The following is a 13,793-nucleotide window of genomic DNA, read 5'->3' on the forward strand; positions in this document are numbered from 1 at the left end:
CGGTACGGAAGCATACTTTTTCTTTTTCGTGAATATATCCTTTAACAAATGATTACCTCCCTTTTGTGAAGGGTTCTCTTCACCGCATGTCATCAATCAGATAGACTTGCTAATAACTTTACCGAAACTATTGTACTTTTTTTGTCAAACGCTGTCATCCTCAATTCGACAACTTTTTATTCAATGACGTGTTCGGAAAGGTTCGGATGAATTCAGATAAGACATTGAAATAACAGGATTGGCAGCGCATTCAAAAATAATGTTAAACCCGGCTGAAATTTTTTTAAGGCCAACCCCCTAAAAAAATTTCAGCCGCCAGTTTAACTTGAGAACAGCGCGCCGGACTCCGCCAACACGCTGCCATTTTTGGAATGAATTAAAATTATTCACCAATAATCGTAAGTTTTCTCGTTTTTTCTGCGACTTCCTCAGGGTCAACTGTGATTCTTGCAACACCTGTTTCCATCGCCGCTTTTGCCACAGCTTTCGCAACAGCAGGCGCAACACGTTTATCAAACGGTGCAGGGATGACGTAGTCTGCGCTAAGCTCATCTTCTGAAACCAGTGAAGCAATGGCTTCAACTGCTGCGATTTTCATTTCTTCGTTAATGTGAGTGGCGCGAACGTCAAGCGCACCGCGGAAAATACCAGGGAATGCAAGAACATTGTTTACTTGATTGGGGAAGTCAGAACGGCCCGTTCCAATAACGCTTGCGCCAGCTTCACGCGCATCTTCCGGCATAATTTCCGGATTTGGATTTGCCATCGCAAAGATAATAGGATCTTTTGCCATGCTTTGAACCATTTCTTTTGTTAACGCTCCTGCTACAGACACGCCGATAAATACGTCCGCATCAACGATGACATCTTTCAGAGAACCGTCTTTGCGGTCTTGGTTTGTGAATTTCGCCACTTCATTTTTGACATCGTTCATGCCTTCCGGACGCCCTTCATAAATCGCTCCTTTTGAATCGCACATCACGATGTCACGCACGCCGTAATGGTGAAGAAGCTTGATAATCGCAATACCAGCTGCACCGGCGCCATTTGCGACAACTTTAATGGATGACATGGATTTTCCAGACAGTTTCAGCGCGTTTACAAGACCTGCTACCGTTACAATGGCAGTACCGTGCTGATCATCATGGAAAACCGGGATGTTTGTTTCTTTTTTGAGGCGTTCTTCAATGATAAAGCAGTTTGGCGCTGCAATATCTTCAAGGTTGACGCCGCCAAATGTCGGTTCAAGCAATTTAACAGTTTCAACGATTTTATCAACATCGTTTGTGTTTAAAGCAATCGGGAACGCGTCCACGCCTGCAAAGCTTTTGAATAGAACAGCTTTCCCTTCCATGACAGGAAGCGCGGCTTCAGGGCCGATATTTCCAAGGCCAAGCACAGCTGTACCGTCAGTTACAACTGCTACCATGTTCCCCTTCATTGTATAATCATATACTTTGTTAATGTCTTCATGAATATCCTTACACGGTTCTGCAACACCCGGGGAATATGCTAGACTTAAATCTTTCGCGTTTCTGACTTCTACTTTTGATTTAGACTCAAGTTTCCCTTGATTGACTTTATGCAGGTGTAATGCTTCTTCTCTTAATGACATTCTCCTAAACACTCCTTATGGATATTTTTTGATTCGTATATTGCTGCGTTGATTGCTGCATTCTGCGGAGTTGATCTATCTGAATATTTAAACAGGGTCACATAATTGCTCCAATTGTATAACAAAAAGTGAATCGTTACCACTGTTTTAAAACGACGTTTTTTTGACCCAACAGCTCTTTTAAGCGATATAATACCTGGTGATCCGCATTGATATGAAACGACTCAGGAAGCTTAATCGTCTGTTTCTGCCTTTCATAATAGAGATAAACGCCTGTTTCCCCTTTATGCTCCAGCAAAATGCGCTTAATCTTTGCCAGGATCTCCTGACTGTGCTGACTGCTTTCTATTTTTATATAAACCGATGGCGCTTTTTCTGCATCCATATTTTCTAATAATTCTGCCCGGGACATGATAAACTGGACCTTATCCTGCCTTACTTCACATTTCCCCGCTGTGAACAAAAGAGCGCCTTCTCTTAAAACGGGAGAAAGCTGTCTGAATTGTTCAGGGAAGACTACGGCTTCCATTTCGCCGGTTTCGTCACTGAGCGTTAAAAACGCCATATTTTGACCTGTTTTCGTCCGAATCGTCTTGAGCTTTGACAGCAGAACTCCGAGAGAAAGCTGCCTTTTGACAGCCTGCTGGGCCTGCAGAATGGACACTGCCCCGTGCGCAGCCAGCTGTTTTCGGTAGGCAGAGAGCGGATGATTTGAAAAATAAATGCCGAGCGTCTCTTTTTCAAACGCAAGTAAATCCACAAGCGGAAGCTCCTCCGTCTCCACATACTTCGGCTTAATTGAAAACGATTCATCTAAAAACAATCCCATTTGGTCATCGTCCGCGGCGAATAGCTCAGCATGTTCCAAAGCAACATCAATGGATGCGAGCAGCGTGGCCCGGTTTTGGCCGAATTCGTCCATCGCACCAGAAAAGATAAGTGCTTCAAGCATTTTGCGATTTACGCTTTTTGACGGCACGCGAAAGCAGAAATCGAAAAGATCTTTAAATGGTTTCTCTTTTCTTGCTTTATATATATCTTTTACTGCTGAGACGCCTACACTTTTTATCGCGCGGAGGCTGTATCTGACAGATCCGTCTTCAACTGTAAACGGAAAACTGCTTTTGTTCACTGACGGAGGAAGGATACGAATCCCGCTCCCCTTTGCTTCGTAAAGATATTGAGATATTTTATCCTCATTGCCAATGACGCTTGTCAGCAATCCGCACATAAAATATAACGGATAATGAGCTTTCAAATACGCAAGCTGGCAGCCAATCATGCTGTATGCCACCGCATGGCTTCGGTTAAAGCCATAGTTTGCGAATTTGACGATTAAATCGTAGACTTCATTTGCAGTGTCTACAGAATACTCCTTTTTTAAGCACCCTTCAACAAAATGGCTTCGCTCTCTGTCCAGGATTTCTTTTTTCTTTTTGCTGACCGCCCGTCTCAGCATGTCCGCTTCGCCTAAAGAAAACCCTGCCATGCGGGAAGCAATCATCATAATTTGTTCCTGATACACAATGACGCCATATGTATCGTCCAAGATGCTCCTTAAATCTTCATGAGGATAGTGAACAGGCGCCCGACCGTGTTTACGGTCAATAAATAGCGGAATATTTTCCATCGGACCAGGCCGGTACAGCGCATTGACCGCCACAATATCCTCCAGGCCTGAAGGTTTAAGCCTCTTCAAGACGCTTCTCATCCCTGCAGATTCAAGCTGGAAAATCCCTGTCGTATCCCCTTTTGACAGCAAGGAGAACGTTTTGTCATCACGGTAGGAAATACTTGAAAGATCTATTTTGATGTTTTCTTCTTTTTCGATCATTGAAGTGATGGACTCGATCAGAGTCAGGTTGCGCAAACCTAAGAAATCCATTTTTAAAAGGCCCAAGTCTTCAAGATGATCCATCGCGTATTGCGTCAAATATATCCCTTCATGCCCTTCCTGAATCGGAACAACATCGGTTAATGGCTCTTCACTCAGGACAACGCCTGCTGCGTGTGTTGATGTATGCCTTGGCAGCCCTTCTATTTTTCGGGCAATCGTATAGACTTGCTGAAGCAGGCTTGACTCCCGAAGCCGCTTATCCAGCTGCGGCGACTGCTTTCTCGCCTCATCCAGCGTCATGCCCGGCCTTGCTGGAATGAGTTTTGCAAGCTGATCTGCTTCCTTCGGGCTTACGCCGAATACTCTGCCGACGTCCCGAAGCGCCGCTTTTGCCGCAAGTGTTCCAAAGGTTATAATCTGGGCAACATGCATCGCACCGTATTTCTGCTGAACGTATTGAATGACTTCATCTCTTCTTGTATCCGGGAAGTCAATATCTATATCCGGCATACTGATACGTTCGGGATTTAAAAATCGTTCAAACAGCAGGTGATGTTTAATCGGGTCAACATCTGTGATATACAGCACATAAGCCACTAGAGAGCCTGCCGCAGAACCCCTTCCCGGTCCCGTGACGATCCCTTTCTCATGGGCATGCTTCATAAAATCCCATACGATCAGAAAGTAATCGCTGAATTTCATCCGCTTGATGACACCAAGCTCATATTGAAGGCGGCGAAGATATCGTTCATCAGGCGTGCCAAAACGGCTACGGAGTCCTGCCATACAGATGTCCGTTAAATAATCATCAGCGGACGTTCCGTTTGGAGTCGGGAAAGACGGGAGACGGGTCTGCCCGAGGCTGACATCAACCCGGCATTGTTCCGCGATCTCAACAGAAGCTTGCAGTGCTTCGGGATGCTCTCGATAAATGTTTTGCATTTCTTCGAGCGGTTTCAAATCGAGATCAGCAAGATCTTCGGCGGGTACATCCGTCAGTTTTTCACCTGCTTTAATCGCTTTCAGACAGCGGTAGGCAGCCTTATCTTCTTTCCTTATGTAATGCACATCGCCTGTCGCCGTTACAGGGATACCCGTTTCTTCAGACAGACGCAGAATCTGCTCAGACAAGGTTTGATGCCCTTTAAAAGGCTGATAGGAGAAATAAAAGGCTCCCTTACCGAATATAGACTGAAATTCAAGTGCGGCTTGAGCGGCCTGTTCAAACAGCCCTTCTTCAAGAAGCATTTCAATATATCCTTTTTCGCCGGGCGTTATTGCGATAATACCTTCTCGATAACTGTGAAGCCATTTCGGCTTTAGCCCGCCTTTTGATTTCGATTGCAGGACGCTGCTGATTTTCAGCAGGTTTTGATAGCCTGTATTTGATTTGGCCAGCAGGACGAGCGGGTAGGCTTCAAGCTCGTTATCATCTGTAAAAACTGAAGCCGTCAAACCGATTATCGGATTGATTCCTCTCGCCTTGCATGCTTTATAAAATTGAATAGCTCCGTACATGACATGATCATCTGTCAGCGCCAAAGACGCATATCCGAGCCTGTCAGCTTCACTGACGAGCTCTTCCACAGCCGCGGCGCTGTTTAGCAGGCTGTACCCGCTATGCACTTGCAGGTGAACAAAAGACATGCTATCACCTCTTTCTCATTACGATACATTTCTTTCTTCATTATAAGTCCGGTTTCCAAAAGAAACAAATGTTCTTTTTCGACTACTCATCATACTTGTCCTGAAAGCTCAATATGATATAAAAGGTGAGGTGATAAAGATGGATCAGGAAGCAGGATTTATGGTGAATTTTATTAATAGTTACTTCATTGCGTTAGGGGTGCTGATCGGGGGCGCACTCATTGGAGGGCTCGGAGCATATTTGGCAGGCGAAGCCCCGCTTACGGCGATTACAAAGCTTGCAAACCGGTTAAAAATATGGGCGCTTGTCGCAGCTATCGGAGGCACCTTTGATGCGGTTTACAGCTTTGAACGGGGCATTCTTGAAGGCAATACGAGAGATATTTTTAAACAGCTTCTTTTGATTATCTCGGCCATGGGCGGCGCGCAAAGCGGCTGGCTCATTATTTCATGGCTGACTCAGGAGCATCTTTCTTCATGAGGGTCCCCCAGCATTACAAAAAACCGGGGTGGCAGCGCTTTTTCGCGGGAATGATGTGCGGAGCCGTAATCAGCTGGTTTTTTTTCCTGTTTACTTACGGAACATTCCAAGAGGAACAGGTCAGCCTCATCGAAAAACAAAAAGAGCATGTAAAAGACTTGAACAATCAAATTTCGATCTATCAAGAAGACCTCCATAAACTGAATGAAGATAATAAAAGAAAACTGCTGATTCAAAGCGTCAGCGTTAAATTGCTGAATGGGGATAAATATAAAATATCGCAGCCGGATAAAACGAAATTCGAGGAGCATGTAAAGGATGATATTTCAGAGGTGATTACAAAAGACATAGAGAGCGTCTATCAAACAAAAGATCTTTTAAAACGGACAATCGAAAATAAAGTGTATATGATCAATGAAAAAAAATACGAGGCAACCGTCAAGGAATTAACGATTTATACAAGATTGACAGTAGAACTTGAAATATCATTCGCCACATAATTATGGATTTTTTTTAAATTCTCCAAACTTCTGTCGCTTTTTCCCATTCTTTTTTATAAACTATATGTGAGGCTTCAAAAGGAAGGAGGAAGGGAAATGGAGGTTTACAGTGACCGTCAGTTAGCAAAAGATCAAGCAGCCCGGCTCAGACAAGGTTTTTCTGCATATGCCGAAACACACTCACTCGCTTCCCTCATCAAAAAAGAACTTCAATCTCACAATCTCCAAGTCTATGAGGACCTTACTGATTTTGGCTGCTGGTTCATCCCCGTCACAGATGAACACTAAGAGAGAGGGTCTCCCCTCTACTCGTGTTCTTTACATAATGTTTCCAGATCAGCTAAAATCCGATCAGCTTCATCCCAACTGTAAATAGAGGCGCCCGAAGCAAGCGGATGCCCTCCGCCGTTATATTTCCGGGCAAGTCCGTTAATGACAGGCCCCTTCGAACGGAATCTGACTCTGATTTGATCGTCTTCTTCTACGAAAAACACCCAAGCGCGAATACCTGAGATATTCCCAAGCGTCCCGACAAGCTGCGACGCTTCTGAAGCCGTTGTGCCGAACTTTTCAAGCGTATCTTTTTTGATAAAAACAGAAGCGGCACCGTTTTCGGACAATGACACATTTTGAAAGATATAGCCGTTAAGCTTCACCACATTCAGTTTTGTTTCATACAATTGATTAAACAACTCTGAGGAAGAGAATGGATACTGAATGAGCTCGCCTGCATATTTTAATGTTTTTTCCGTTGTATTCGGAAATAAGAAGCGCCCGGTATCTCCGACAATGCCGGCGTAGATGAGCTCTGCCGCTTTCGTATTCAGCTTCCAGCCGTGCTCTTTTCCTTCTAAATACAGCTCGTAAATCATTTCACTTACTGAGCTGGCGCTTGTATCGACCCAGAGAAGGTCACCGTATGGATCTTCGTTCGGATGGTGGTCGATTTTCATCAGTTTGGCGCCTGAAGGATAACGCTGATCGTCGATTCTTTCCTGATTTGCCGTATCGCAGACAATGACAAGTGCGCCTTCATATGTTTCATTGTCCACCTCATCAAGGGAATATAAGAAAGAGAGGGACGGTTCAGGCGTGCCGACCGCAAAAATATTTTTTTCAGGATATGTTTCACGCAGGATTTCTGTAAGTCCGCACTGTGATCCGTAGGCATCCGGATCAGGACGCACATGTCTATGTAAGATAATCGTGTCATATAATGATATGGTTCTGATCAGTTCTGTTTTCATTTGATACTCCTTTATTGTTTTTATTTATTAAATCACATTCTCTGCCGACGGAAAAGAAAAATAACGTCAAAACCAAGCCCGTTTTTGTATAGAATGGGTTTGTAAACTTTTACGATGGAGGATTTCATTTATGCTGGTTCTTGTTTTTTTGATTGGGCTTTCAGCCTGCTTTTATGTGTACTATAAAGTAAAAGGCGTTCGGGCTAAGCAATCTTTGGAGAAAGAAATCTGTTCAGCAAAATCAAGCATGGCCTTAGGGTCACTGGTCCTGTTCTACGGGCTCAACCAAATGATATTATTTCATTCTGTATTAACGTTAGTAATTGGCGGTATCTTTATCGTCATAGGAGCAGGAAGCGCTTGGGCAGGTTATAAAGCCTACAGGCATTACTATCCCCTTCACGCCAAAGAAGCTGAAAGAGATCACGCGTAAGGGGCGCCTGAAACGTCCCTTAGCTTCTTTCCATCAGCTGAACCATCAGCATCGCTTTTGACACGATATGGCCTTGGCTGTGCACTTCAACTTCCATTTTTCCGAACTTTCGGCCAGCCTCCAAAATGCGTGGTTTGACTTCGATGACCGACTCCATCTGCACAGGCTTCAAAAAGAAAATGGTGATGCTTTCGATTACGAGCTCGCCGCGTTTTTTCGAGCGCAAAAACCGGTTTGCCGCTTGCGTCAAAATGGTCGTAAACACACCATAAGAAATTGTTCCGAGCTGGTTTGTCATCTGCGGCGTGACTTCATACTCGTAAACCGTTTGATCCTCTTTATCATCACCCTCATCTTTAAATCCCCTTGAAACGATATCATCAAGCTTCTCCCCAACCTGCGGCTGCTTTTGAATCATTTGAAGCGCTTTTAACACGTCTTGGCGGCTGATCATGCCGATCAGTTTTTGGTGGCCGTCAGTGACGGGAAGCACTTCGATCCCTTCCCATACCATCATTTGCGCAGCTGAGGCGACAGATGTTTTCCCAATAACTGTAACGGGATTTTTAGTCATGACCTTTTCGATAGGTGCGTTTCGGTCATGGCCAGCAATATCTTTTGATGTCAGGATGCCGTGGATTTTCATCTGATCATCGACAACCGGGAACCGGCCGTGCCCCGTTTCAAAGTTTTTCTCATACCATTTTTCAAGTTTATCCTTAGGCGAAAGATATACCGTACGGTCAGCCGGCGTTAAGATGTCCTCCACCAGGACAATTTCTTTTTTGATCAGCTGGTCATAAATCGCCCGGTTGATCATTGCGGCGACTGTAAAGGTGTCATAGCTTGTGGATAAAATCGGCAGCTCAAGCTCATCTGCCAGCTGCACAATGCTGTCATCCGTGTTAAAGCCCCCAGTCACCAATACAGCCGCGCCCGCTTCGAGCGCCTGTCTGTGTGCGTTGATTCTGTTTCCGACAATCAAAAGATTGCCCGCTGCGGTGTAACGCATCATCGCGTCCAGCTCCATCGCGCCGATGACGAATTTATTCAATGTCTTATGGAGTCCAGCCCGGCCTCCGAGCACCTGTCCGTCTATAACATTTACGACCTCTGCATATGTAAGCTTTTCAATATTCTCTTTTTTCTTTTGTTCAATCCTGATTGTGCCCACACGTTCAATCGTGCTGACAAACCCTTTATTCTCTGCTTCCTTGATCGCTCTGTACGCGGTCCCTTCGCTTACTTTCATTTCCTTTGCAATTCTTCGCACAGAAATTTTTTCACCGACAGGCAGTGAATCAATATACGTTAAAATTTGTTCATGCTTCGTTGCCAAGCGTTTCACCTCTAAGGACAGTCTTCTGCTTTTATTATAAGGTTTCGAAGGATTTATACGCAATGAGCGGAGAAAATAAAAAAACATCCCCTGAGAAATCAGGAGATGTTTTCACCCGTTTAAAGCTCGATCGTCTCACCGACCGCCATGACTTTACCGACTCCGCCCGGCAGGCTGTCAGCGAAGGCCTCAGGGTCTTGTTCGATGACCGGGAATGTATTGTAATGCACCGGCACGACCTGTTTTGCGCGCAGCCATTCAGCGGCAAGCTTGGCGTCTTCAGGCCCCATCGTAAAGTTATCGCCAATCGGCAGGAAGGCAATGTCAATATGATTCAATTCGCCAATAAGTTTCATATCAGAGAAAAGAGCCGTATCGCCCGCGTGGAAAATCGTTTTATCTTCTACTGTCAGCAAAATACCGGCTGGCATGCCTGTGTAAGTGATCGTTTTGTTTTCTTCATCTGTGATGGCTGATCCGTGAAAGGCCTGTGTGAGCTTCACTTTTCCAAAATCGAACTGGCGGGAGCCGCCGATGTGCATTGGATGAACATTCAAGCCTTTCCAGCCTAGGTACACGGCGAGCTCGTTCGGAGCTACAACCAGCGCGTTGTTTTGCTTGGCAATTTGCTCAGTGTCACCGACATGGTCATTGTGGCCGTGCGTTAATAAGATGACGTCTGCTTTTACATCCTCCGGCTTTATATCTGTTAACGAATTCCCTGTCAAAAACGGGTCAAATATAATATGATGATCCTTCGTTTCCACTGTGATTACAGAATGTCCGTGATATGTCACTTTCATTTCTTTCACCTCGTCACATTATTTTGTTTTTTTATTTTCCCTTTTTATAAAGCTGAAAAACTTATGTTGTTTGATTCTTATTAATGACATTGAGGCCTCCAGTGGCTTCAATGACAGTCCCTGTCACAAGGTCTGAGTTCTCCTCACACAAGAAAGCGATAATCCGGGCAATATCTTCGCCTGTGCCGGATCTTCCTATCGGCGTTTTTTCTTTGCCGATTCGCTTTCTGGCTTCCTCTATTGATGCTTCCTTCATGTCGCCGACAATGTCACCCGGGCAAACCATGTTGGCGGTTATGCCGAATTCGGCTTCTTCAATGGCAATTGTCTTCGTTAAAGAAGCCAAACCCACTTTCGCAGCGCCAAATGCCGACCGGTGAAGCCAGCCGGGCGCGTGCGCCGCACCTTGGAATCCGTACGTGATAATGCGTCCGAATTGCTGTTTTCTCATAATAGGAATAACCGCTTTGAATAAATGAAAGACGGCACTTAAATTACCTTCCAGCATGCCGTACCATTCATCATCAGTATAATCGGCTAACTTTTTACGTTCAAATATGTAGGGTCCCGCGTTGTTAATCAAAAAGTCGATCCTTCCGAAGCGGTTTAAGGCAGCCTCTGCAATACGCAGCAGATCTTCTTTTTTGGTGACATCACCTTTTACAAATTGCAGCCGGTCAAGACAATCAGGACAGGCTTCCTTCAGGCGGCTGACAGCCTCCTCATCCTGCCTGTAATTGACTGTTACTGAATACCCCTTTGCAAGCAACGTCTCAGTCACTTTGCGGCCTAAACCCTTCGAACCGGCAGTAATTAAAGCATGTCGCACATGAATACCTCCCAAAGCAACGTCGCCGCTTTCAATAAAGTGTTTCTTCTTCTACTTTACTATAAAAGGCCTTCAATATCACTTTTTACACTTGGACATACAAAAAAAGCTGCCTGTACAGACAGCTTATTCAGCAGAAGATGAAGGCTCCTGATCATGCATATCGACATAACCGCTTTGATATGCTTCTGAAATGAGCCTTGTTGTCTCCTGGCTTTCTTGTTCATCATATATATAGCGTTCCGGTTCTTTTTTCATTCTTCTGCCTCCCATCATTATAGAGGTAGGTTGGCTATAATGACGGGATTTTATGAAGGGAATTTTAACAAACTCCGGCCGCCACGCAAGCTTTCGCTTTTTCAAGCGCGTGCTCCACCTGTTTGAATCCGGTGCCTCCGGCGCTCATTCTTTTTTCAACTGCGTGGTAAGGGTCTAAGACAGTGTATATATCTTCTTCGAAGAGCGTGCTCGCCTGCTGAAATTCGGCAAATGGCATATCGCTTAAATAGATCCCTTTTTCGATACATGTGTACACAAGTTTCCCGACTACTTCATGCGCTTCTCTGAACGGCATTCCTTTTTTCGCTAAATAATCGGCCAGTTCCGTCGCATTTGAAAAGTCTTGTTTTGTCGCTTGCTTCATGACCTCTTTGTTTACAGTCATTGTTTGAATCATGCCTGTGAAGATTTGCAGGCTGCCCTCAACTGTTTTCACTGTGTCAAACATGCCTTCTTTATCTTCCTGAAGATCTTTGTTGTAAGCGAGCGGAAGACCTTTCATGATCGTAAACAGTCCCATCATATCGCCATAAACGCGTCCTGTTTTACCCCGGATCAGCTCTGCCATATCAGGGTTTTTCTTTTGCGGCATCATGCTGCTTCCCGTTGCATACGTATCGTCAAGCTCGATGAATTTAAACTCCTGAGAGCACCATAGAATGATTTCTTCAGAGAAACGGGATAGGTGCATCATCAGCATACTGCTGTTGCTTAAAAACTCCAAAATGAAATCTCTGTCGCTGACGCCGTCCAGGCTGTTTTCATAAATGGAATCAAAACCGAGCAGTTCTGCTGAATAATCACGGTCGATTGGGAAGGTTGTTCCCGCAAGTGCCCCGCAGCCTAGCGGAGATTTGTTAATCCGCTTCATTGAATCCTGAAAACGCTCCTTGTCGCGCTCCAGCATCCAGAAATACGCAAGCAAATGGTGAGCGAACGAAATCGGCTGGGCGCGCTGCAGATGAGTGTAGCCCGGCAGAATCGTTTCGACATTCGCTTCCGCCTTTTCGATCAGCGCGCTTTGGAATGCCTCAATCAGCTCGATGATGTGGCCGACATGATGTTTCAAGTATAAATGCATGTCAGTTGCCACCTGGTCATTCCGGCTTCTGCCGGTATGAAGCTTGCCGCCGAGAGGGCCAATTTCGTCAATAAGCATTTTCTCAATGTTCAAATGAATATCTTCATAATCAACTGAGAATTCCAATGCTCCCTCCTCTGCTTTTTGCAGAAGGGTATTCAGTCCCTCACGGATTTTCAGCTCTTCCTCTGCTGTCAGGATACCGCATTTTTTCAGCATGGCAGCATGTGCGAGAGACCCTGTAATGTCTTCAGTGACTAAATTTTGGTCAAATGATATAGACGCGCCGAACTCGTCGACCCATTTTTCCGGTGTTTTTTGAAATCGGCCTCCCCAAAGCTTCTTCATGCTTGAATCTGCTCCTTCTTTTTCACGATGCTGTTCACTTTTGTCGGAAGTCCCCAAAGCTCGATAAACCCGATTGCCGCATGGTGATCAAACGCATCGTCTTTTGTATATGTTGCAAGTTTTTCATCATATAGAGAGTATTCTGATTTACGACCTTCTACAATCGCATGGCCTTTAAACAGCTTCACGCGGACAATGCCTGTGACATGCTTTTGCGTTTCTTTTAAGAAAGCGTGCAGCGCGTCTTTTAACGGCGAGAACCACAAGCCGTTGTAAATGATTTCTGACATTTTTTGCTCGACGATCGGTTTAAAGTGGGCTACCTCTTTAACCAAGGTTAGATCTTCCAATTCTTTATGCGCTTTGATGAGTGTTATCGCACCAGGGCATTCGTATACTTCCCGCGATTTAATGCCGACAAGACGGTTTTCCACGTGGTCGATACGTCCGACACCGTGCGCGCCTGCCATTTCATTCAGCTTCAAAATCAGTTCAGAAAGCGAGTAGGATACGCCATCAATGGATACAGGCACACCTTGTTCAAATGCAATTTCAATCACTTCCGGCGTGTCCGGCGTTTTTTCCAGCGGAGCTGTTAAATCGTATGCACCTTCTGGCGGCGCCGCCCATGGATCTTCTAAAATGCCGCACTCATTTGCGCGTCCCCAGAGGTTTTGGTCGATAGAATACGGGCTGTCAAGATTGATCGGAATCGGAATGCCGCGGCTTGCCGCATATTCAATTTCTTCTTCACGTGACCACTGCCATTCCCGAACCGGCGCGATCACTTCGAGGTCAGGGTTTAATGATTTAATGGATACTTCGAAACGAACCTGGTCATTTCCTTTCCCTGTGCATCCGTGTGCAATCGCCTGTGCATCTTCTTTTTCCGCGATTTCAACCAGTTTTTTTGCAATCAGCGGCCGAGATAATGCCGAAACGAGCGGATATTTTCCTTCATACATCGTGTGGGCCTGCAGAGAGATAAGCGCATAGTCCTGTGCAAATTCTTCTTTTGCATCGATCACGTAGGAGTTTGTCGCGCCGACTTCCAGCGCTTTCTGCTGAACAAATGCCAAATCTTTGCCTTCACCGACGTCCAGGCAGCAGGCGATTACATTATATCCTTGCTCCTGAAGCCATTTTATTGCGACGGAAGTATCAAGACCTCCTGAGTATGCTAATACGACTTTTTTTTGTTCTGACATGATAATAATCCCCTCTCAACCGTTTTTCTTTTTTGTATAAAATTAAATTATATTTAATAAAAATACATTTTGTATGTATACACTTTAACTAGTACGTTTCGTTTTTTCAAGCCTTTTATAAAAAAAACTTCCCCTACTTTTAAGGT

At 45.0% G+C, this 13,793-nt stretch carries 13 protein-coding genes; 4 read left to right on the forward strand and 9 right to left on the reverse strand.

The genetic code is table 11. The features are described from left to right. Positions 1-382: 382 nt before the first annotated feature. Together ystJ and dnaE are read right to left on the reverse strand one after the other, a co-directional pair. On the reverse strand, positions 383-1,615 hold the full coding sequence (gene ystJ / locus RAC86_RS25710; RefSeq protein WP_003223541.1) for an NADP-dependent malic enzyme: 1,233 nt from the start codon (positions 1,613-1,615) through the stop codon (positions 383-385). Between the two features lie 136 nt (positions 1,616-1,751). Then, on the reverse strand, positions 1,752-5,099 hold the full coding sequence (gene dnaE, locus RAC86_RS25715) for a DNA polymerase III subunit alpha (protein WP_072566678.1): 3,348 nt from the start codon (positions 5,097-5,099) through the stop codon (positions 1,752-1,754). 139 nt (positions 5,100-5,238) lie between these two features. Here dnaE and ytrH point away from each other — a divergent pair, with 139 nt between their 5' ends. The 3 genes from ytrH to RAC86_RS25730 all read left to right on the forward strand — a co-directional run bounded on the left by ytrH (position 5,239) and on the right by RAC86_RS25730 (position 6,368). Continuing rightward, complete coding sequence (ytrH, locus tag RAC86_RS25720; RefSeq protein ID WP_003223537.1) at positions 5,239-5,580, forward strand: sporulation membrane protein YtrH; 342 nt, start codon at positions 5,239-5,241, stop codon at positions 5,578-5,580. After that, complete coding sequence (gene ytrI, locus RAC86_RS25725; RefSeq protein ID WP_003223535.1) at positions 5,577-6,080, forward strand: sporulation membrane protein YtrI; 504 nt, start codon at positions 5,577-5,579, stop codon at positions 6,078-6,080. Before ytrH ends, ytrI begins: the two co-directional genes overlap by 4 nt. Positions 6,081-6,176: 96 nt before the next feature. Then, positions 6,177-6,368, forward strand: coding sequence for a YtzJ family protein (locus RAC86_RS25730; protein ID WP_003223533.1), 192 nt, complete (start codon positions 6,177-6,179; stop codon positions 6,366-6,368). Between the two features lie 17 nt (positions 6,369-6,385). On the opposite strand, the gene nrnA is transcribed toward RAC86_RS25730, so the two are convergent. After that, positions 6,386-7,327, reverse strand: coding sequence for a bifunctional oligoribonuclease/PAP phosphatase NrnA (gene nrnA / locus RAC86_RS25735; protein ID WP_061186757.1), 942 nt, complete (start codon positions 7,325-7,327; stop codon positions 6,386-6,388). A gap of 130 nt (positions 7,328-7,457) precedes the next feature. Between nrnA and RAC86_RS25740 the strand changes: the two genes are divergently transcribed. Beyond that, entirely contained in the window at positions 7,458-7,760 is a 303-nt protein-coding gene (locus RAC86_RS25740) for a YtpI family protein (protein ID WP_003223529.1), read from the forward strand. A 19-nt stretch (positions 7,761-7,779) separates the two neighbouring features. Here the strand turns inward: RAC86_RS25740 and RAC86_RS25745 are convergent, their stop codons facing one another. From RAC86_RS25745 to RAC86_RS25770, 6 genes are all read right to left on the reverse strand, one after another. After that, a complete protein-coding gene (locus RAC86_RS25745; RefSeq protein ID WP_014114761.1) occupies positions 7,780-9,099 on the reverse strand; it encodes a CBS domain-containing protein in 1,320 nt (439 codons plus the stop codon). A gap of 119 nt (positions 9,100-9,218) precedes the next feature. Then, positions 9,219-9,902, reverse strand: a complete 684-nt coding sequence (locus RAC86_RS25750) for a metal-dependent hydrolase (protein ID WP_014114762.1) — start codon at positions 9,900-9,902, stop codon at positions 9,219-9,221. A 61-nt stretch (positions 9,903-9,963) separates the two neighbouring features. Then, a complete protein-coding gene (locus RAC86_RS25755) occupies positions 9,964-10,731 on the reverse strand; it encodes an SDR family oxidoreductase (RefSeq protein WP_061186759.1) in 768 nt (255 codons plus the stop codon). 126 nt (positions 10,732-10,857) lie between these two features. Next, positions 10,858-10,989 (reverse strand): hypothetical protein, encoded by a 132-nt coding sequence (locus RAC86_RS25760; protein WP_003223517.1) that lies wholly within the window; start codon positions 10,987-10,989, stop codon positions 10,858-10,860. Positions 10,990-11,053: 64 nt separating this feature from the next. Continuing rightward, positions 11,054-12,439, reverse strand: coding sequence for an argininosuccinate lyase (argH, locus tag RAC86_RS25765; protein ID WP_014114765.1), 1,386 nt, complete (start codon positions 12,437-12,439; stop codon positions 11,054-11,056). Continuing rightward, on the reverse strand, positions 12,436-13,647 hold the full coding sequence (locus RAC86_RS25770) for an argininosuccinate synthase (RefSeq protein WP_014114766.1): 1,212 nt from the start codon (positions 13,645-13,647) through the stop codon (positions 12,436-12,438). The genes argH and RAC86_RS25770 overlap by 4 nt, the downstream gene beginning before the upstream one ends. Positions 13,648-13,793: the final 146 nt, after the last annotated feature.

The sequence above is a fragment of the Bacillus sp. LR_5 genome, from assembly GCF_042709275.1.